General features: G+C 71.5%; 17 protein-coding genes and 1 pseudogene. 9 read left to right on the top strand and 9 right to left on the bottom strand.

Features of this window, described 5'->3' with window-relative positions; translation table 11 throughout:
• Window positions 1–14: 14 nt before the first annotated feature.
• On the top strand, window positions 15–533 hold the full coding sequence (locus FDO65_RS04820) for a hypothetical protein (RefSeq protein WP_137448283.1): 519 nt from the start codon (window positions 15–17) through the stop codon (window positions 531–533).
• Window positions 534–543: 10 nt separating this feature from the next.
• On the opposite strand, the gene FDO65_RS04825 is transcribed toward FDO65_RS04820, so the two are convergent.
• The 4 genes from FDO65_RS04825 to FDO65_RS04840 all read right to left on the bottom strand — a co-directional run bounded on the left by FDO65_RS04825 (window position 544) and on the right by FDO65_RS04840 (window position 5678).
• The gene (locus FDO65_RS04825) at window positions 544–1740 is read right to left on the bottom strand and encodes a BTAD domain-containing putative transcriptional regulator (RefSeq protein WP_137448284.1); all 1197 of its coding nucleotides are present in this window, start codon (window positions 1738–1740) and stop codon (window positions 544–546) included.
• Between the two features lie 22 nt (window positions 1741–1762).
• Entirely contained in the window at window positions 1763–2617 is an 855-nt protein-coding gene (map, locus tag FDO65_RS04830; protein WP_137448285.1) for a type I methionyl aminopeptidase, read from the bottom strand.
• 31 nt (window positions 2618–2648) lie between these two features.
• Window positions 2649–4589 (bottom strand): penicillin-binding transpeptidase domain-containing protein, encoded by a 1941-nt coding sequence (locus FDO65_RS04835; RefSeq protein WP_137448286.1) that lies wholly within the window; start codon window positions 4587–4589, stop codon window positions 2649–2651.
• A gap of 78 nt (window positions 4590–4667) precedes the next feature.
• A complete protein-coding gene (locus FDO65_RS04840; RefSeq protein WP_166442031.1) occupies window positions 4668–5678 on the bottom strand; it encodes an MEDS domain-containing protein in 1011 nt (336 codons plus the stop codon).
• A gap of 895 nt (window positions 5679–6573) precedes the next feature.
• On the opposite strand from FDO65_RS04840, the pseudogene FDO65_RS23280 reads away from it, so the two are divergent.
• From FDO65_RS23280 to FDO65_RS04850, 3 genes and pseudogenes are all read left to right on the top strand, one after another.
• Window positions 6574–6681, top strand: a pseudogene (locus FDO65_RS23280) (hypothetical protein); the annotation flags it as partial.
• A 55-nt stretch (window positions 6682–6736) separates the two neighbouring features.
• On the top strand, window positions 6737–7732 hold the full coding sequence (locus FDO65_RS22425; RefSeq protein WP_240757424.1) for a multicopper oxidase family protein: 996 nt from the start codon (window positions 6737–6739) through the stop codon (window positions 7730–7732).
• Window positions 7729–9399 carry an FAD-binding oxidoreductase gene (locus FDO65_RS04850; RefSeq protein WP_137448288.1) on the top strand — a complete coding sequence of 557 codons (1671 nt, stop codon included), beginning with the start codon at window positions 7729–7731 and terminating at the stop codon, window positions 9397–9399. Before FDO65_RS22425 ends, FDO65_RS04850 begins: the two co-directional genes overlap by 4 nt.
• An 11-nt stretch (window positions 9400–9410) precedes the next feature.
• On the opposite strand, the gene FDO65_RS04855 is transcribed toward FDO65_RS04850, so the two are convergent.
• The 4 genes from FDO65_RS04855 to dxr all read right to left on the bottom strand — a co-directional run bounded on the left by FDO65_RS04855 (window position 9411) and on the right by dxr (window position 14150).
• The gene (locus tag FDO65_RS04855; RefSeq protein ID WP_240757425.1) at window positions 9411–10247 is read right to left on the bottom strand and encodes a GNAT family N-acetyltransferase; all 837 of its coding nucleotides are present in this window, start codon (window positions 10245–10247) and stop codon (window positions 9411–9413) included.
• 117 nt (window positions 10248–10364) lie between these two features.
• Complete coding sequence (gene ispG / locus FDO65_RS04860; RefSeq protein ID WP_240757426.1) at window positions 10365–11579, bottom strand: flavodoxin-dependent (E)-4-hydroxy-3-methylbut-2-enyl-diphosphate synthase; 1215 nt, start codon at window positions 11577–11579, stop codon at window positions 10365–10367.
• A 70-nt stretch (window positions 11580–11649) separates the two neighbouring features.
• Window positions 11650–12960 (bottom strand): M50 family metallopeptidase, encoded by a 1311-nt coding sequence (locus FDO65_RS04865; RefSeq protein WP_137448289.1) that lies wholly within the window; start codon window positions 12958–12960, stop codon window positions 11650–11652.
• Window positions 12960–14150 carry a 1-deoxy-D-xylulose-5-phosphate reductoisomerase gene (gene dxr, locus FDO65_RS04870; RefSeq protein ID WP_137449468.1) on the bottom strand — a complete coding sequence of 397 codons (1191 nt, stop codon included), beginning with the start codon at window positions 14148–14150 and terminating at the stop codon, window positions 12960–12962. Before dxr ends, FDO65_RS04865 begins: the two co-directional genes overlap by 1 nt.
• Window positions 14151–14332: 182 nt before the next feature.
• On the opposite strand from dxr, the gene FDO65_RS04875 reads away from it, so the two are divergent.
• The 3 genes from FDO65_RS04875 (at window position 14333) to FDO65_RS04885 (ending at window position 16209) form a co-directional block, all read left to right on the top strand.
• A complete protein-coding gene (locus FDO65_RS04875) occupies window positions 14333–15214 on the top strand; it encodes a hypothetical protein (protein ID WP_137448290.1) in 882 nt (293 codons plus the stop codon).
• Between the two features lie 154 nt (window positions 15215–15368).
• Complete coding sequence (locus FDO65_RS04880) at window positions 15369–15707, top strand: DUF2631 domain-containing protein (protein WP_166442032.1); 339 nt, start codon at window positions 15369–15371, stop codon at window positions 15705–15707.
• A gap of 19 nt (window positions 15708–15726) precedes the next feature.
• Window positions 15727–16209, top strand: coding sequence for a hypothetical protein (locus FDO65_RS04885; RefSeq protein ID WP_137448292.1), 483 nt, complete (start codon window positions 15727–15729; stop codon window positions 16207–16209).
• 15 nt (window positions 16210–16224) lie between these two features.
• On the opposite strand, the gene rlmN is transcribed toward FDO65_RS04885, so the two are convergent.
• Window positions 16225–17334 carry a dual-specificity RNA methyltransferase RlmN gene (rlmN, locus tag FDO65_RS04890; protein ID WP_137448293.1) on the bottom strand — a complete coding sequence of 370 codons (1110 nt, stop codon included), beginning with the start codon at window positions 17332–17334 and terminating at the stop codon, window positions 16225–16227.
• Window positions 17335–17663: 329 nt separating this feature from the next.
• Between rlmN and FDO65_RS04895 the strand changes: the two genes are divergently transcribed.
• Window positions 17664–18440, top strand: coding sequence for a DeoR/GlpR family DNA-binding transcription regulator (locus tag FDO65_RS04895; protein WP_137448294.1), 777 nt, complete (start codon window positions 17664–17666; stop codon window positions 18438–18440).
• Window positions 18437–19438, top strand: coding sequence for a 1-phosphofructokinase (gene pfkB, locus FDO65_RS04900; protein ID WP_137448295.1), 1002 nt, complete (start codon window positions 18437–18439; stop codon window positions 19436–19438). Before FDO65_RS04895 ends, pfkB begins: the two co-directional genes overlap by 4 nt.
• Window positions 19439–19440 lie beyond the last annotated feature (2 nt).

A 19440-nucleotide genomic window follows, 5' to 3' on the forward strand; every position in this document is an offset into this window, starting at 1 on the left:
ACCGGAGACCCGCGATGAGCTTTCGAGTGATGCACTATCTGGGCAGTCGGGAGGACCTGCTGGCCCAGGCCCGCCGCTCGGCCGAGGAGATGCGGCACCTCGACGACAGCGAGGACTTCGACGAGGACGAGTGGGACCAGGCGGTCGACGACCTGGCGGCGGGGCGGATCACCGACACCGCAGCCGCCAAGTTCCTGCTGATCGAGATGATCGGAAACACCTACCCGCCCGTCTCGATGGACTTCGGTCTGCACTCCTACCACGCCCTTTCCCGCGCGGTCGGCGGTCGGCTCGCGGAGTACATGGTCATGTTCATGGAGGGGCGTGATTTCGGCACCGGGGTGTCCGGTTTCGGCGAGGACGCCACCTGTGGCTACCTCGACCCGGCGGAGGTGACCGAGCTCAGGGACCTGCTCCGCGCCGCCGGGCCGCAGTCCGAGGCGGCTGGGCTGGAGGGATTCGTCACCAGCCTGAGCGGCACCTTCGACCAGTTGGCCGAGGGCGGTCGGGGCAGCCTGTTCGTGATGACCTGACCGGACCCGATCAGGGGCCGGGATCGACCTCCAGGCGCAACTCGACGCCACCGATACGCAGCACATCGCCGTCACGCAGCTGCTGGTCACCGTCGATCCGTCGCCCGTTGACGTGCACCCCGTTGGTGGAACGCAGATCGACCACCCGGTAACCGCCGCCGGCGGGACGGATCTCGGCGTGGTGCCGGCTGACCTTCTCACCGGTGACCACCAGATCGTTGTCCGGCATCCGACCGATGCGCAGACCGGCCGGCCGCACGGTCGCCGCGCGCCCGGCGGTGGGGCCGGTCAGCACGACGACCCGGGCGCCGCCGGAGACGAGCGCCGTCTCGGCGACCGTGGGGGCGGACGCGACCCCGGTCACCGAGGCTCCGCGCCCGGCACCGGCCGCGGCGAGGTGGGCGGCGGTCAGCGGCGGCCGCGTCCGACCGGCGGGGGCCGGCAACGGTTCCTGGGCCAGTACGACCCGTTCCAACCGCCGCAACGCGGCCCCCGGGTCGATACCGAGTTCGTCGGCGAGGATCTCGCGAACCGCGCGCAGTGCGGCCAGCGCCTCGGCCTGCCGGCCCAACCGGTACAGCGCCGTGACCAGCTGCGCCCAGAACGGTTCCCGGAGCGGGTGTTCCGTCGTCAACCGGCGGAGCTCTGCGATCACGGCGGCGTTCTCGTCGCAGGCCAGATCGGCGTCCACCCGGGCCTGCACGGCCAGCAACCGGTCCTCCTCGACCGCGACGGCGTACTCGTCGGCGAACCGGCGACCGCGCAGATCGGCCAGGGCGGGGCCCCGCCATTCCGCCAGCCCCGTGCGCAGTTCGTCCGCCGCCGGCGCATACCGTTCGGACCGCAACAGCTCGCTGCCCACCAGCGTCGCCCGGGCGAAGCGTCCGGCGTCGACGAGCGCGTCGTCGATCTGCAGGCGGTAGCCGGGGGCCTGGGTGACCAGAGTGAGCATCGGCTCGACCTCGGCCGCGCGCAACGCCCGGCGCAACGACGAGACGAACACCTGCAGGCTGGCCGTCCAGTTGACCGGCGGTTCGCCGTCCCAGATGGCGTCGGCCAGCCCGTCCGAGGACACCACCCGATTGCGGTTGACGGTCAGCACCGCCAGCAGCGCCCGCGGTTTGCCCCCGGGTAACGCCACCGGCGTCCCGTCCCGGCGCAGCTCCAGCGGGCCGAGCACCCGCAGGTCGACGACAGCCGGGGTCATCGAACCGCCCCGGACCACCCGCTCATGGCAGCGTAAGGATCTCGGCGCCGGTGTCGGTCACCACCAGTGTGTGCTCGAACTGGGCGGTCCAGGACCTGTCGCGGGTGGTGACGGTCCAGCCGTCGTCCCACTGGTCCCAGGCGATCCCGCCCAGGGTGATCATCGGTTCGATGGTGAACGTCATGCCTTTCTCGATGATCGTCGTCACCGAGGGGTCGTCGTAGTGCAGCACCACCAGGCCGGAGTGGAAGGTCCGCCCGATGCCGTGGCCGGTGTAGTCGCGGACCACCCCGTAGCCGAAGCGCTTGGCGTAGGACTCGATGACGCGGCCGATGACGTTCAGCTGCCGGCCCGGGGCGACCGCCTTGATCGCCCGCCGCAGGCATTCCTCGGTGCGCTCGACCAGCAGCCGGTTCTCCTCGGACACGTCGCCGGCCAGGTACGTCGCGTTGGTGTCGCCGTGGACCCCGTCGAGGTAGGCGGTGACGTCGATGTTGACGATGTCGCCGTCCTCGATGACGGTGGTGTCCGGGATGCCGTGGCAGATCACCTCGTTGATCGACGTGCAGCACGACTTCGGGAAGCCCCGGTAGCCCAGCGTCGACGGATAGGCGCCGTGGTCGCAGAGGTACTCGTGGACGATGCGGTCGACCTCGTCGGTGGTCGTTCCCGGGACGACGGCCTTGCTGCCCTCGGCCATCGCCCGGGCGGCCAACCGGCTCGCGACCCGCATCTTCTCGATGATCTCCGGGGTCTGCACCCACGGATCGGTGCTCGGGGTCGGGCCCGGTTTGCCCACGTACTCGGGGCGGACGATGTCGGCCGGGACCGGGCGGATCGGGGTCGGTCGGCCGGGTTGCAGTGCGGTGCGGAGCATGGGTGCCAGCCTACGAGCCGTGAGCGGCCGATCAGGCGGGGATCTGCCGGAGGAACTGATCGAGCAGCTGCACCGAGCGTGAGGATTCTCCGCCGCCGGCGATGAACACCACGAACGCGAGGTCGCCGCGGTAGCCGGTGACCCAGGCGTGACTGCCGGGGGTGCCGTCCTCTCCGACGTACTCGGCGGTGCCGGTCTTGGCGTACACGTCACCCAGCGACGGGTCCAGCGTGCCGGTGCCCTCGGCGACCACCGCCCGCATCAGCGTGCGGATACCGGTCTGGACCGCGGGGCTGCGGTCGGCCGGCGCCTGGTCGACCGTGGTGGCCGCCCCACCGCGGATGAGCACCGGGGTGGGCGCCGCACCGCGGGCGGCGGTGGCGGCCATCAGGAGCTCCCCGAACGGGGTCACCAGCACCTGGCCCTGACCGAAACCGTTCTCGGCCTTCTGCACCTGGGACGTCGCCGCCGGGACCGCCCCGGTCAGGGTGGTGACGCCGTCCACGACGTAGTCCGGTCCGATGCCGTAGGCCGCGGCCATCGAGGTCAGGGCATCCGCCGGCAACTGGGTCGCCACCTGGGCGAAGGTGGTGTTGCAGGAGTAGGCGAACGCCTCGGTCACCGCGACGTCACCGAGGTCGAACTCGTCGTGGTTGCGGATGAGCCGCCCGTCGACCGTCCAGGTCCCCGGGCACGGCACGACCTTCTCGGGCGTCAGCAGACCGGACGACAGACCGGCACTGGCGGTGACGATCTTGAACGTCGACCCCGGGGGGTAGCGCCCGGTGAGCCCGATGCTGCCGAGCGCATCGGCGGCCGGGTTCTGAGCGATGGTGAGGATCTCGCCGGTCGACGGCTGCATCGTCAGCAGCACGGCCGGTTCACTGACTCCGGCCAGCACCTGCTCGGCGCTCTTCTGCAGGCCGATGTCCAGGGTCAGCTGCACCCGTTGGCCGGCGGCCGCCGGCTGGTCGAACAGGGTCTCGAGGACGCCGCCGGTCGCGTCGACGGTGAAGACGGTCCACCCGGAGGTCCCCTTCAACCGCGGCGCGACCGCCTCGTTCACCGAGGCCAGCGTGGTGCGGGCGAAATCGCGGGTGGGCGGCAGGTTGCGCTGCTGGGACGGGAAGATCAACCCCGGGATGGCGTCGAGTTGCGGCTTGACCTGCTGATAGTCGCTCTCCCGCAAATTGACGACCGTGTACTGCACCGGACGGGCCGTGCCGTCGGCCCCACCTTCCGGGGCCGCACTCGCCGGTGCGGACGGGGAAGCCGGGGATGCGGAAGGGGAACCCCCACCGGCCTCGGAGGTGGCCTGGCCGACGCCAGCCGTGATGCTGTCCGGGGTGATCGACGGGTCGAAGGGCGCCAGGACCGGGGCCAGGGCGGCGGCGGTGGCCGCGAGGTCAGGGGTCTGCGACGGCACGACGACGACCGAGAACACCCGGGTCGGGCTGACCAGCTGGGTGCCCGTCCGGTCGACGACGACGCCCGGTTCGGCGGCGGTCGCGCGGGCGGCGATCGTCTGCCGTTCCCCCAGCTGCGGGTGCACCACGGTCGGGGTCCAGACCAGGTCCCACCCGTCGGCCCCGCCGCCGGTGTGCCGCCACGTCCAGGTCACCGGGTACGTCCAGGTGTCGTCGTCCACCGTCCAACTCATGGTGGCGGTGCTCGTGGCCGTGTCGCCGTTGCGGGTCACCGGCCCGGCGGCGATCCGCAGGGTGTCCGCCCCCAGGTTCGCGGTGACGGCATCCAGCACCTGGGCGGCCTCGGGCGGGTTGTCGGTGAGGCCGGCCGCGGCGTCCGGGTCGAAGGACTGCCAGGCGGCCGTGAAGGCGGCGATCCGGTCCTCAGGCCCGGCCGTCGTGTCGGTCGCCGACGTGCAGGCGGCGACCAGGGCCGCGGTCACGGCCAACCCGGCGGCCGACCACCGCCGGCGACCGGGGCGGGGACGAACGACCGACAGGCGCATGCCGGTCAGTATCCCCGGGGCGCCGGCCGGATCAGCGGACCCGCCGCCGTCGGCTCCCGCCGCGCCGGGCCGCGACGGTCAGAGCCAGCTCGACACCCGCACGACCGTGCCGTCCGGGTTCGACCGGACCTGTACCAGGTCACAGCAGTCGTCGGCCCGCGCCACCGCCGAACCGAGCGGGCTGTCGGGGGCCAGTAGTTCGTGCGGGGCCAGCGGCGTCGTCCGCCCACCGTCGGCGTCCCGTGGGTCGGCGGCCGTCAGCTGACCCACCAGGGCATGCCCGTCCTGCCACAGCAGCAGGACGGCGGCGTCCACGCCTCCTTCGGCCAGGCAGGCCTGACCGAGTTGGCGGAGGGCACCGGCCAGCCGCCCCGCCCGGACGTGGCCCAGGCCCCAGCCGGTCGCCCAGCGGCGGACCCAGTCACCCACCTCGGCGCCGTTCCCGGGGCGGACGACGAGCCGGCGAACCGGTTCGACGGGCGTCGACAACGCCCGCTCGAACACGGCGGCGACGTGGTGGGCCCCGGTGTAGGTGGTGGTCCCGGTCGACGTCGAGGTGTCCAGCACCAGGGAATGGCTGCGGAACGTCTCGTCCAGAACGTCCCCCGGTACCGCGTCGACGTCGTACCCGCAGGCCAGCCACAGCGGAACGGTGGCCGGCACCGCCAGGTTGAGCATCGCCTCGGCCAGCAGGCATTCCTCCCGCTCGGCCTGCCGGCGGGTGCACCACATCGGTTCGGTGACCCCCCGGACGGGCCGCCCGTCCCAGTGCTGGGCGAAGCGTTGCCACGACGGCACGAGCCGACCGGCGGCAGCACCGGTCAGCGCCCAGGTCAGTGCCGATCCGTCGGCGGTCACGGAACGGTCCGGCCCGGACGGGACCTGCTGGACCTCTGGAAACGCTTCCCGCAGGAGCGCCAACCGCTCGGGGGGCAGCGCGAGGATGACGGTCTCGCCGTTGTCGATGCCCTCCTGCAGGAACGGGCCGACGGCGGTGAGGAACCCGTCGGACCCGCGGAACAGCAGTGCTTCGTGCCGATACCCACCCGAGGGTTCGGAGGGACCCGAGGCCGTGGTGGCCGACGCCACCGACCGAGCGTCGGGGCCGTCGCTGGCCCGTGTCCGCGTGAAAGGCGTTGCCGTCATCGCCGCATCCCGCTCCCCCAGAACGCCGACCGGACCAGCAGGCCCGGCAGGTGCCGGCCGCGCTCGCTGTCGAGCCCGGTCGCCGAGCCGACCACTCCCCGATGTGGCGGCGCTCACCTCTGCCCATCTTAAACCGGACGAACCGTTCGGAGCGGGAAGTCGTGACCGAACCGACGCCGAACTCCGCTCCGGGGACGGGAGACCGGCACCGTGCGCCACGAAGGCCGAACGCACACCCCGAGCGACGCGCGCGAAACAGTTTCGAGGGTGAAGGCGGTCACATCACGTAGGGTCCGGTGGGCCCGACCGATGGAACCTGCCCACCACCCGTCCAGGCCAGGGAGACAGCGTGTCGCGACCGCCGGTCCTGTCCCGTCGCCGCGTTCTGCAGCTGGGCGCCGGCGTGCTCGCCGGCGCACCACTGCTGGCGGCCTGCTCCGCGGCGGACCCGTCCGGGACGGTCACCAGCACCGCCGGCCCGACCAGCGCCGCCCCGTCCGGAACGGTCCCCTTGCGGTCGACCACCGTCACCCGCAGTCAGGGCGGCGAGCTCGTGACCACCCTCACCCCGCGGCCGGCCCAGGTCGACATCGGCGCTCCCCGCCCCATCACCACCTGGGCCTACGACGGTCTGATCCCCGGCCCGACCTGGGAGATCGTCCCGGGTGACGTGTTGCGGGTGGAGCTGGCCAACGAGCTGCCCGCACTGGCGTCCACCACCTCGTCGTCGGCTTCGACCCCGTCCGGCGGAACCGACGAGCACGCCGGCCATGCGGGCGGTGAGATGCCGATGGACCGCCCGCACCAGTGGACGACGACGAATCTGCACTACCACGGGATGCACATCTCGCCCGAGGGCAACGGTGACGACGTCTTCCTCACCGTCCAGCCCGGCGAGCGGTACTCGTACGAGATCGAGGTGCCGGGCGACCATCCCGGCGGCCTGTTCTGGTACCACCCGCATCGGCACGGCGGCGTGACCCAGCAGATCCGTGGGAGGCATGGCCGGGGCGATTATCGTGCGCGGCGCGATCGACGAGGTCCCCGAGGTGGCCGCGGCGACCGAACAGCTGATGGTCATCCAGGCCATCGAGGTGGACGAGAACTACGCGGTGCCGGCACCCATCCCCGATCCCACCTCGAGCGAGGCGTTCTTCCCCCGCAACCAGATCCTGTATCCGATCAACGGCGGTTTGTCGCCGACGCTGACCATGCGGCCGGGCGAGGTGGCCCGTTGGCGCATCCTGAACGCCGCCGAGGGTAAGTTCCTCAACCTCGTCGCCGAGGGCCTGAAATTCCACGTGATCGCCTGGGACGGCCTGACTCTCGCCGAACCGGAACTGGTGCCGAACCTGTTCTTGTCGGCCGGCAACCGGGTCGAGGTCCTGGTGCGGGCGACCACCGCCGGGACGGTGACGCTGAACTGCACGCCGAGTTCCAGCCAGAAGCCGGGCACCCAGGGCGTTCCCGGCTCCACCGAGGGCCTACCCCCGGAACTCGTCACCCGGCCCATCGCGACCGTCGAGGTGTCCGGCGAACCGGTCTCCATGGCCCTTCCGGCCACCCTGCCGGCCTTCGAGCAGGACATCCTGCCGATCGCCCGGACCCGCGAGGTCACCTACTCGGTCGAACGCGACGGCACCGAGTTCGAGGACTTCGGCGTCGACGGCCAGCAGTTCACCCCGGGAGAGTCCGCGTACCAGGTGAAGCTCGGCACCGCCGAGGAGTGGACGGTGACCAACGGTCTGGACGGCAAGTACCCCCAGCACGCGCACGTGTTCCACATCCACGTCAACCCGTTCAAGATCGTCAAGATCAACGGGCAGGTGCTCGACAAGCCGCTCTGGCGGGACACTTTCATCCTCACCGGCACCAACGGCGACTCGTTCACGTTCCAGACCAACTTCCTGGACTTCACCGGGAAGTTCGTCGACCACTGCCACATCGTCAGTCACGAGGACCTGGGAATGATGGAGACGATCGAGGTGGTCCGATGACCCCGCCGCCCGGCGCACTCTCCCGCCGCCAGGCTCTGCAGGTCGGGGCGGGAGCGGCCGTCACCGGCCTGCTGGCCGCGTGTACGTCGACCGACACGCCGGCGGCGACCAGCGGCCCGACATCGACTGCCGGAGCCGGAGTCTCGAGCAGCGGCTCGACCCCGTCGTCGGCGTCCCCGGGTTCGGTCACCCCGTCGGCCGACCCGGAGTGGGTGCCCGGGACTCCACTGACGACCCCGGCGTCCACCCCGCCGGCGGACGTGCCCGCCGCCGCGATCCAGGACCTGCGGAGCCGGCTGTCCGGCAACGTGCTGTCCCCGCTGGACGCCAGCTACCCGTTCACGGCCCTGTCGTCCAACACCCGTTACCTCGACCTGCGGCCCGCCGTCATCGCCCGCTGCAAGAACGAGGCCGACGTCGTCACCGCGGTGAACTGGGCCCGCGTCAACGGCGTCACCATCGCGCCGTACGGCGGCGGGCACAGCTACGCCGGCCTGTCGTCCACGTCCGGACTGCTGCTCGACATCAGAGCGATGAACGACGTGACCGTCGACCTGGCGGCCGCTACTGCGACCGTGGCCGCCGCCGCACTCAACGGCGATGTACTCGACAAGACGGTCAACACCCCGTTCCTGCTGCCCGGCGGCACCTGCCTCGGCGTCGGCACCGGCGGTCTGGTGCTCGGGGGTGGCATCGGCTACAACACCCACTGGGCCGGGCTGACCTGCGATCACCTGACCTCGACCCGGGTCGTGTTGGCCTCCGGCGAGGTCGTCGAAGCCGACGCCGGCCAGCACGCCGACCTCTTCTGGGCCTGCCGCGGCGGGACCGGCGGGAACTTCGGACTCAACACCTCGTTCCGGTTCCAACTGGTCCAGGCGCCGCAGACCGTCGTCTACTTCCGCTACGACTACCGCGGCGCCGACGCGGCCACGGCGATGCTCGCCGCCGTGGACTCCCTCGCGCAGACGGCGCCCGCCGGCCTGAATCTCAGTTCCTGCGCCCAGGCCACCCCTGTCGGCAGCGGCGGCCCCCGAGAGGCGATCGACGCGTTCGTCCGCGGCCAGTACGTGGGCACACTCGACGAGGCCCGCGACCTGCTGGCACCGTTCGTTGCTCTGTCCCCGGCGAAGTCCGCCCTGGCGGAACGGCCCTTCTGGGAGGTGCAGCAGCAGGTGTGGCCGTCGGCCAACCCCACCCCGCACTCGTGGGGCGACTGGTCGCGCTACACCCGCGAGGCAATGCCGCAGGACCGGGTGGCCAAGATGGTCGACCTGCTGTCCGAGTGCCCCGTCCGCACCGACAACAGCAACGGCGCGCTGTGGTTCCTCGGCTGGGTCGGCGGGGACGTGGTCGGCAAAATCGGCCGCACCGACACCGCCTACGTGCACCGCGGCTCGCCGTTGCTGCTCCGTCCGACCCCGGTCTGGGAGACAAGCGACCCGTCATCGGTCGGCCAGGACCTGCTCGACTGGACGGCCGCGCAGATCGCGATCGTCGCCGACATCACGCCGGACGAGAGCTACCAGAACTTCCCGAACCGGCTCATCCCGAATCCGCTACAGCAGTACTTCGGGGAAAACCTCGACCGCCTGATCGGCGTCAAGACCACCTACGACCCGGACAACCTGTTCACCAACGAGCAGGGCATCCCCGTCCGGAGCTGACCTGGTCGCGGTCAGAAGAGGATCGAGGCGAACCGGCCGACCTGGTGGAAGCCCACCCGTTCGTACGCGCGCCGGGCCGCGGTGTTGTAGTTGTTCACGTACAGGCAGGGCACCCGGTGGAGCCGGTGCTGGATGTCGCGCACCATCGCGGCCATGCCCGGCGCGGCCACCCCACGTCCCCGATGATCCGGATGCACCCACACCCCCTGAATCAGCGCGACATGCTGTGACAGTGAACCGATCTCGGCCTTGAAGACAACCTGGTCGCCGTCGAAGCGGGCGTAGGCCCGCTGCCCGTTGATGAGCTGGTCGATGCGGGCCCGGTAGCCGACTCCCCCGTCGCCCAAGCGCGGGTCGACGCCGACCTCCTCGGTGAACATCGCCACGGCCGCCGGGAAATAGGTGTCCAGCTCGTCGGGCCGGACCAGCCGGACACCCGGGTCGACGGGCCCGACCGGGTCGGTTGCGCACACCATCAACGGCTGGTCGGGACGCACGTCGCGGGCGGGGCCCCACTTGGGTTCCAACCGTTCCCAGAACGGCATCACGAGATCCGCCGGGCCCAGGATCGTCGCGCACCGGCGCCCGCGGCGGGCCGCCATCGACGAGAACGGACGCATGCCGCCCGGAGTCCCGGCCAACGGCACCATGGACGCCCCCGCGAAGAGCAGTCCCTCGCGGCCCCCGGCGACCCCCCAGAACTGACCGCCCAGCGCGGTCTCGTCCATGCCGACCTGCTCGAAGCGGGCCGCCACCATGCAGGACACCACCGGGTCGGACGCCAGGACGCGGGAGACCTGGGCGATGTGGCCGGGCCCCAGAACGCGGGCGAAGGCCGTCGTCAGCACACGCTCCCCCGGTTCCGACCCGTCACTGGACGACGCACGGACCCCACCGGTGCCCCGCCGCTGGCGGGAGCGCCGCGGCGGACCGGGCGGACCGGGCCGAGCGGCCCGGTGTCCGCATCACACCAGACTGACCGTCGGTTCACCACTGGTTGCGCCGTCAGCGCGCATCTCGTCCGCCAAACGCATGGCTTCCTCGATGAGCGTTTCGACGATCTGCGATTCCGGCACGGTCTTGATGACCTCGCCCTTGACGAAGATCTGGCCCTTGCCGTTGCCGGACGCCACCCCCAGGTCGGCCTCCCGCGCCTCGCCGGGGCCGTTGACGACGCACCCCATGACGGCCACGCGCAGCGGCACGTCCATGCCCTCCAGGCCAGCAGTCACCTGCTCGGCCAACGTGTAGACGTCGACCTGGGCACGCCCGCACGACGGACACGAGACGATCTCCAGCCCGCGCTCGCGCAGGTTCAGCGATTCCAGGATCTGCAGGCCGACCTTGACCTCCTCGGCCGGCGGTGCCGACAGCGAGACCCGGATGGTGTCGCCGATGCCCTGGGACAGCAGGGCACCGAAGGCGACGGAGGACTTGATGGTGCCCTGGAACGCCGGCCCCGCCTCGGTCACCCCGAGGTGCAGCGGATAGTCGCACTGCTGGGCCAGCAGTTCGTAGGCGCGGACCATGATCACCGGGTCGTTGTGCTTGACCGAGATCTTGATGTCGCGGAAGTCGTGCTCCTCGAACAGCGAGCACTCCCACAACGCCGACTCGACCAGCGCCTCGGGCGTGGCCTTGCCGTACTTGGCCAGCAGCCGCTTGTCCAGCGAACCGGCATTGACGCCGATCCGGATGGGCGTACCGGCCGCCGCAGCGGCGCGGGCGATCTCGCCGACCTTGTCGTCGAACTTACGGATGTTGCCGGGGTTGACCCGCACGGCGGCGCAACCCGCGTCGATGGCCGCGAAGACGTACCGGGGCTGGAAATGGATGTCGGCGATCACCGGGATCTTGGACTTCTTCGCAATGATCGGCAGCGCCTCGGCATCGTCGGTGTCGGGAACCGCGACGCGCACGATCTGGCAGCCCGACGCCGTCAGCTCGGCGATCTGCTGCAGGGTGGCGTTGATGTCGGCGGTCTTGGTCGTCGTCATCGACTGCACGGACACCGGGAAGTCGCTGCCCACCCCGACCCCACCGACGTTCAACTGCCGGGTCTTGCGCCGCGGGGCCAGCACGGGCACCTCGCGCTCGGCCGGCAGGCTGGGCATGCCGAGCCCGACGGAGCGGCCCCCCGGTGAGGCGGTCGCAGGCGTGCTCGGTACTGAGACGGACATGTGGATCCCTTCTTCCGTGCTCGATTATCCCGCGCACGGCGGTGTCACACCGGTGACGGCCGACACCACGTCAGTTGAACAGTTTGACCGGGTTGACGATGTCGGCGGCCAGCGTGAGCACCGTCAGACCGATGAAGAGGATGGCGACGACGTAGCCGACCGGCATCAGCTTGGCCACGTCGAACGGACCGGGCGCCTTCTTGCCGCGGACCTTGGCCCAGCCGCGCCGGACCCACTCGATGACCGCCCCGAGGATGTGCCCACCGTCCAGCGGAAGCAGCGGCAGCATGTTGAGCAGGAAGAGCGCCATGTTGAAGCCGGCGATCAGGTTGAGGAACGTGACCAGCTTGTCCTTGGCGTCCAGGTCCGCGGTCTCCAGGATCTCCCCGCCGACCCGTCCGGCACCGACGACGCCCATCGGTGAATCGAGACCGCGGGGTGCTCCGTTGAAGACCGAGTCCCACAGCGCCGGGATGCGGGCCGGGATGTTGATGATCCCCTGCGCCGCGGCCGAGATGAACTCGCCGGTGCGGTCGATGGCCGCACCAGGCCCCTGCTGAACGTACGGGGTCGTCGGCTGGACGCCCAGGAAACCGGCCTGTCGGGTGCCGGTCAGCTGGCCGTTCTCGTTGTAGATCGGCCGCTCGTTCTCGACCGGGGTCGCCGGGATCTGCAGCTGTTGTCCGCCCCGGTCGACGGTCAGCGTGACGGTGGTGTTGGGACTGCCCTGGATGAGCGATGTCAGCTGGGCCCACCCGGTGACGGGGTTTCCGTCGAAGGCGACGATGGTGTCGCCCGCCTGCAGCCCGGCCTGCGCAGCCGGGGTCGGCGCGTCGTTCGGCCCGCACTCGGTACCAGTCGCGGTGGCCGGCAGCACGCACTTGTTGACCTCGGCCAGGGTGGTCGACGCGGTCGGGACACCGATACCGACCAGCACGATGGCGAACACCCCGACCGCGATGAGCAGGTTCATCAGGGGACCGGCAGCCATGATGACGATCCGCTTGAACGGGTGCAGCTGATAGAACTGCCGGCCCTCGTCGGCCAGGGTGACCTGGGCGCGGTCGCCCTCGCGGGTCTCCTCGATGATGTTGCGGATGATGCCGGCCGGCCCGAAGGCCGTGGTGCCGGTCCGGGCACTGCCGTCGGGTCCGGGCGGGACCATGCCGACCATTCGGATGTAGCCCCCGAGCGGGATGGCCTTGATGCCGTACTCGGTCTCCCCGACCTGCTTGGACCACAGGGTCTTGCCGAATCCGACCATGTACTGGGTGGTGCGGACCCGGAACAGCTTGGCGAACGACAGGTGGCCGAGTTCGTGCAGCGCGATGGACAGCAGCAGCGCCACGAAGAACAGGACGAACCCGATCACGGTCCACATCAGTGCGCGACTCCTGTGCTCGGTACGGCGGATCCACTGCCGGCGGTGACCGGCCGCCGACGACCGGCGATGATCTCCCGGGCCCGGGCCCGGGCCCAGTCCTCGGTGTCCTGGACGTCGGCGAGATCCCGGGGGTTGCCCCGGCGGTCGTCCGCCTCGTCCAGGATGCTCGTCAGAACGTGCGGGATGCCCGCGAACTCGAGGTGAGTTCGCCGGAAAGCGTCCACCGCCTCCTCGTTGGCCGCGTTGAAGGCGGCCGGGACCGTGCCGCCGGCCCGGCCGGCGGCGTAGGCCAGACCGAGCGCCGGGAACGCCGCGTCGTCGACCGGTTCGAACGTCCACGCCTCCGGCCGGTCGAAGGCGCAGGCCGGGGCGACGTCGGCGAGCCGATCCGGCCACGCCAGGGCCAGGGCGATCGGGATGAGCATGCTCGGCGGGCTGGCCTGCGCGATGGTCGCTCCGTCGGTGAACGTCACCATCGAGTGGACGATCGACTGCGGATGCACGGTGACGTCGATCCGGTCGTACGGAACCCCGAACAGCAGGTGGGCCTCGATGACCTCCAAGCCCTTGTTCACCAGGGTCGCCGAGTTGATCGTCACCACCGGGCCCATCGCCCAGGTCGGGTGGGCCAGGGCGTCGGCAACGGTGACATCCGCCATCTGCGCGGCCGTGCGCCCCCGGAACGGCCCCCCGGACGCGGTCACCACCAACCGGGCCACCTCCCGCGGAGCGCCGCCCCGCAGGGCCTGGGCCAGGGCGCTGTGCTCGGAGTCGACCGGGGTGATCTGACCCGGCGCGGCGGCGTCGAGCACCAGTGGTCCCCCGGCGACCAGCGACTCCTTGTTGGCCAGGGCCAGCATCCGGCCGGCCCGCAGCGCCGTCAGAGTGGGAGCCAGCCCGATCGAACCGGTGATGCCGTTCAGGACGACGTCGGCGTCGACCGCCTCGAGCAGATCGCAGGCCGCCCGTGGTCCGACCAGGGTGTCCGCCCGTTCGCCCTCGATCCGTCCCGTCGGGTCGGCGCAGACCGCCAACCGGGCCGCCGGATGAGCCGCGGCCTGACCGAGCAGCACGTCGGGGCGGGTGCCGCCGGCGGCGAGTCCGACGACCTCGAAACGATCCGGGTGCTGCGCGATCACCTGCAACGCCTGGGTACCGACCGACCCGGTGGATCCGAGGACGATCACCCGGCGCCGGTGGACCGACGGGAGGACGAAACCGGGGGCGGCGGACGGGACGTCCGGGGAGTCGGCAGCGAAAGCGTTGGTCACCGGGACATTGTCCCGGCCCGGCACCACCGTTCGCCGCAAGCGGGACGCACGGCGACCACCACAGCCGGGCCGGGGTCCCGCCGGGCAATACTGGGCCCATGGCCCGGCGTAGCGCGATCAGCCCCCGGTGGCTCGTCGTCGTGCTGGTCACCGCCCTGACCTGCTCGGCGGTGGTGGTCTGGGCACTGGTCCGCATCACCGGGCGGGCGGGCGGCGATGCGGCCGCGGACCCGACGAGCGTCGCGGCCAGCGGCCCGGTGTCCGAGCCGCCGACCACGTCCGAGACCAACCCCGGTCCGTCGACCGCCCCGCCGTCGTCCACCCCGACGGCAGCCGACGAGCCGAGTTCGTCCCGGGCGACGCGGTCCGACGGCGTGACCGGTGCCGTTCGGCCACCGCCCGTGCTGCCCGGTTCCGGTCTGTCGGTGCCGGCGGCCTGGACGGGCACGGCCGAACTCACCATCACCGTCGAGGGCGACTGCGCCGCCACCGGGGGCACGTCCACCTACTCGGGACTGACCACCGACCTCGCCCTGCAGGCGCCGGTGACCGGCAGCGATCCTTTCGGTGATCCCAACCTCGTCTCCATGACCCTCGGTGTCACCCCGGCGGCCATCCCCGGACTGGCGCTCTACTCTGCCGCGCTCGACGACCAGGGTGCGGTGCGACGGACCTGGTGGCTGGCCGTCGGGACGGACCCGAGCGCCCCCGATCGGACGGTGCTCAGCGGCGCCCTCATCGCCGACCGTCCGGTCGAGGGGGATCTGCCCCCGAACCTGCTTGTGGACAACGAAACCGATCTGCTGCCCTGTCAGAGCGGACGAGCGACCGGCGTCAGCCGCACGCTGGGCGCCGGGTCCTCGTTGACCGGGTGGGTGAGCGCGACATCCGCCGTCATCGACGTCACCGGCTCCACCACCGACGGGGAACGCGCCGTCCGGATGCACGCCGAACTGCAACGACTGCCCACCCGCCCCTGATCACCGGCACGGCCCGGCCTGGCCCTGCCCGGCAGAACGAACCCCGGCCGGGGTCGGTCGGGCGACGGCGTCGGTGGGCGTGTCAAGATACGGGGAGACCTATCGATTCTTGTGGTGTCCGCTTCGCCGCAGGACCGCACTCCCGGGAGGACCCGTGGCCGGCAACTCGGTCGAACCGCACCCCACCGACCACGAGCCGTCGCCGACCGGATCGGGCGAGCTCGCCCACACCTCGCACGGCGTCGTCCGATACAACCCCGAGGCCCCCAGCGAGGAGTGGGGCTGGCACGGTTCCTGGCGCGAGGGCATCGCCCCCCGCGGGTCGCGGATCCTGCTCGGGCTCGGCGTCGTGGGCCTGCTGCTGCTCGCCTTCTTCGGCAATCACGTGTCCCACACCGAGGACTACTGGCTGGTCGCGATCGCCGCGCTGATGCTGGTCTGGATGATCGCCGGCGAGGCCAAGGTCCGGGCGGACCGCCGACGGCGGCCGTAGCTCTCACGGCATCACCCACGTGGCCCGCGACCTCGGCTACCGCCGGAACCAGTGGCCGTCCGGGGTCACCCTAGTGGACCTCGACGGTCGCTACGCGGCGATCAGGATTCGCCCGTCCGGCGTGGGTCTGCGCCGCAAGCCCGGTGACGGTGACTGGGACACGGTCGACGTCACCGGGGCGCGCCGGGCCCGCCGGCCCTGGGTGGTGCGCATCTCGCGGGCCGACGGACCGGACCTACTGGTCAAGCCGTTCCGCCCCGGTGCAGCGGGAATGCCCGACATCGGTCACCGGGTCGGTCGTTCGTCCGGCGACGACGATCCGGATACGGCCGATCTCGGCGACAACCCGGTGACCGCAGTGCTGTCGTTCCTGTACGACCTCGCCGCGATCGTCGTCTTCCCGATCGCGATCACCGCAGTGTTCAAGGACAGCCGCGCCGCTCGTGCTCTGCGGGACGCGCTCCGCGCTGCAGCGACCGCCCCGGCCGGCCCGAAGGCCTGACCGGAGCGGCCGCCGTTACTTCTCGGCCGCGGCCAACTGGCCGCAGGCCGCGGCGATCTCCTGGCCGCGGGTATCCCGCACGGTGCAAGTGACGCCCGCCGCCCGGACCCGACGGACGAACTCGTCCTGCACCGGCCGGGGTGAGGCGTCCCACTCCGACCCCGGGGTGGGGTTGAGCGGGATCAGGTTGACGTGCACGAGCTGCCCGAGGCGCTCGCGGAGCAGGCGGCCGAGCAGGTCGGCCCGCCACGGCTGGTCGTTGACGTCACGGATGAGGGCGTACTCGATGGAAACCCGCCGGCCGGTGGTGTCGGCGTACGTCCGGGCCGCCGTGAGCACCTCGTCGATCTTCCACCGGTCGTTGACCGGCACCAGGGTGTCGCGCAACTCGTCGTCCGGGGTATGCAACGAGACGGCCAGCCGGACGGGCAACCCTTCCGCGGTGAGCTTCTCGATGGCCGGGACCAGACCGACGGTCGACACGGTGACCGAGCGCGCCGAGATGCCGAGGCCGTGCGGAGCCGGGGCGGTGATCAACCGCACCGCTTCCATCACACGCTTGTAGTTGGCCAGCGGCTCGCCCATGCCCATGAAGACGATGTTCGAGAGGCGTCCGGGCTCGCCCATGGCCCCGTCCCGGGCGGCGCGCGCGGCCAGCCGGACCTGCTCCACGATCTCGCCGGTCGACAGGTTGCGCTGCAACCCACCCTGACCGGTGGCGCAGAACGGGCACGCCATGCCGCACCCGGCCTGGGACGACACGCAGAGGGTGATGCGGTCCGGGTACCGCATGAGGACGGACTCGATGAGGGTGCCGTCGTGGGCGCGCCACAGGGTCTTGCGGGTGTCGCCGTCGTCGCACGCGAGGGAGCGGACCTCGGTCAGCAGCTCGGGGAGGACGGCGTCGACGAACTCGGCGCGGCCGTTGGCCGGCAGGTCGGTCATCTCCGCCGGGTCGCGGGTCAGGTTGCCGAAGTAGTGGCGGGCGAGCTGATCGGCCCGGAAAGCCGGCTGGCCGGCGGCGGTGACCGCGGTCTTGCGGTCGGCGGGCGACAGGTCCGCCAGATGCGTCGGTGGGCGGCCGCGACGGGGCGCGGTGAAGACGAGAGGAAGGGAGATAGCCATGGCCCACCCATTGTCCCCGATCCGGCCGCCCGCGGGTGCCGGGCCGGGGGACGAAATCGACACAGCCGCGACACAAGCAGCGTTCCCCCTCAGTTGCCCGCCGGACGGGCCATTCCCACACGAACCCACATCGCTTTGTGTCCAGATCGGCCCGAATATTTCTGAACGTGTTGACATGACACTCGAAGGTGGCTTATAACTGTGGCTGTCGCCACAAGATGTCTCCCCCCGCCCAGCGGGTCGAGATGCCGGGTGACGCCAGGTTTGCCACGATTCAGCGCGGTGCGACGGATGCGGTCCGTTCACCGGGTCGAGACAACGGAGTCGACATGTACGCACCGGAGCGCCAGCAGGCCATCCTCGGCCGTGCTCGCGCGGAAGGCCGTGTCGACGTCACCTCCCTGGCCGCCGATCTGGACGTCACGTCCGAGACCATCCGCCGCGACCTGCGTGAGCTCGAGCGCCGCGGCACCCTGCGCCGGGTGCACGGTGGCGCGATCGCGGTCGAGCGGCGGCTGGGCATCGAGCCCGCGGTCGAGGAGCGGTACTCCGTCCAGGCCGACGCCAAGGAGCGCATCGCCAAGGCCGCCGTCGAGCACGTGCTGGGCCTGCTGCCGGACGGCGGCTCGCTCCTGCTGGACGCCGGCACCACGACCGTCCGGTTCGCCGATCTGCTGCCGATGGACCGCACCTACACCGTCGTCACCCACGCGCTGCCCATTGCCAGCCTGATGGTCGGCCGCCCCAACGTGACCGTCCATCTGGTCGGCGGGCAGGTCCGGCCCGGCACCCTCGCCGCCGTCGGGCCGTGGGCCGAGCGGGCCTTCGCCGAGGTCAGTGCCGACGTCGCGATCGCCGGTACCAACGGCATCAGCGCCGGGCGCGGGGTGACCACGCCCGACATGGCCGAGGCCGCGACCAAGCGCGCCATCCTGCGGTCGGCCCGGCAGTGCGTGCTGCTGGCCGACTCCTCCAAGTTCGGTCGCGACGAGTTCGCCCACGTCGCCGACCTCTCCGAGATCGACACGATCATCACCGACAGCGAGGTGGCCTCTGACATGGTCGACGAAATCCGTACCGCCGGCCCCGAGGTGGTCGAGGCATGAGCAGGGACATCGACGCCCTCGCCGCATTCCCAGTGGTCACCGTCACCCCGAACCCGAGCCTGGATCACACGGTGGAAATCACCGTGCTGGAGCGCGGTGAGGTGCAGCGCACCAGCCGCGCGCTCGTCGAGGCCGGCGGCAAGGGCGTCAACGTGGCCCGGGTGCTGGCCAAGCACGGCCACGCCGCCACCGCGATCCTGCCGGCCGGTGACGACGCACAACGCATGGTCAGTCTGCTGACCCCGCAGGCCGTGAAGACCGTCACGGTGCCCATCAGCGGCGCGATCCGCACCAACATCGCGGTCGTCGAGCAGGACGGCACCACGACCAAGCTCAACGAGCCGGGCGCCGATCTGACGTCGGCCGAGGTGGACGCCCTGCTGGCCGCCGTCGACAAGGCGGTCGAGTCGCACCTGGTCGGCACCGGCGGTTGGCTCGTCGCCGCCGGCAGCCTGCCGGGCGGGGCGCCCGACGACCTCTACGCCCGCATCGCCCGGATCGCCGGCCAGGCCGGTGTGCCGCTGGCGATCGACACCTCGGGCGCCGCGCTCACCGCGGCGATCACCTCCGGCGCCGACGTGCTCAAGCCCAACCTGGAGGAGCTCGAGGAGCTCACCGGGCGGGACCTGCGCACCGTCGCCGACGTCACCGCCGCGGCCGCCGCCCTGCGTGACCAGGGGGCGCGCGACCTGCTCGTCAGCATGGGCCCGCACGGCGCCCTGCTGCTGACCGACCAGGGCACCTGGTGGGCCGGCGGACCGGCCCTGGTGCCCCGCAGCACCGTCGGCGCGGGGGACTGCACCCTGTCCGGCTACATCCACGCCAGCCGCTCCGGCGTCGACCCGGCCGAGAAACTCGCGACCGCCGTCGCCTGGGGCCGCGCGGCCTGCCTGCAGCCCGGTTCCACCGTGCCCGCGCCGGCCGACACCAGCCAGCAGCGCGCCGAGGTGCAGGTCGTCACCGAGCCCGACCCCGGTCAATCCGTCAAGGACGGCTGATG

This window comes from Nakamurella flava (genome assembly GCF_005298075.1).
GTDB classification, from domain to species: domain Bacteria; phylum Actinomycetota; class Actinomycetes; order Mycobacteriales; family Nakamurellaceae; genus Nakamurella; species Nakamurella flava.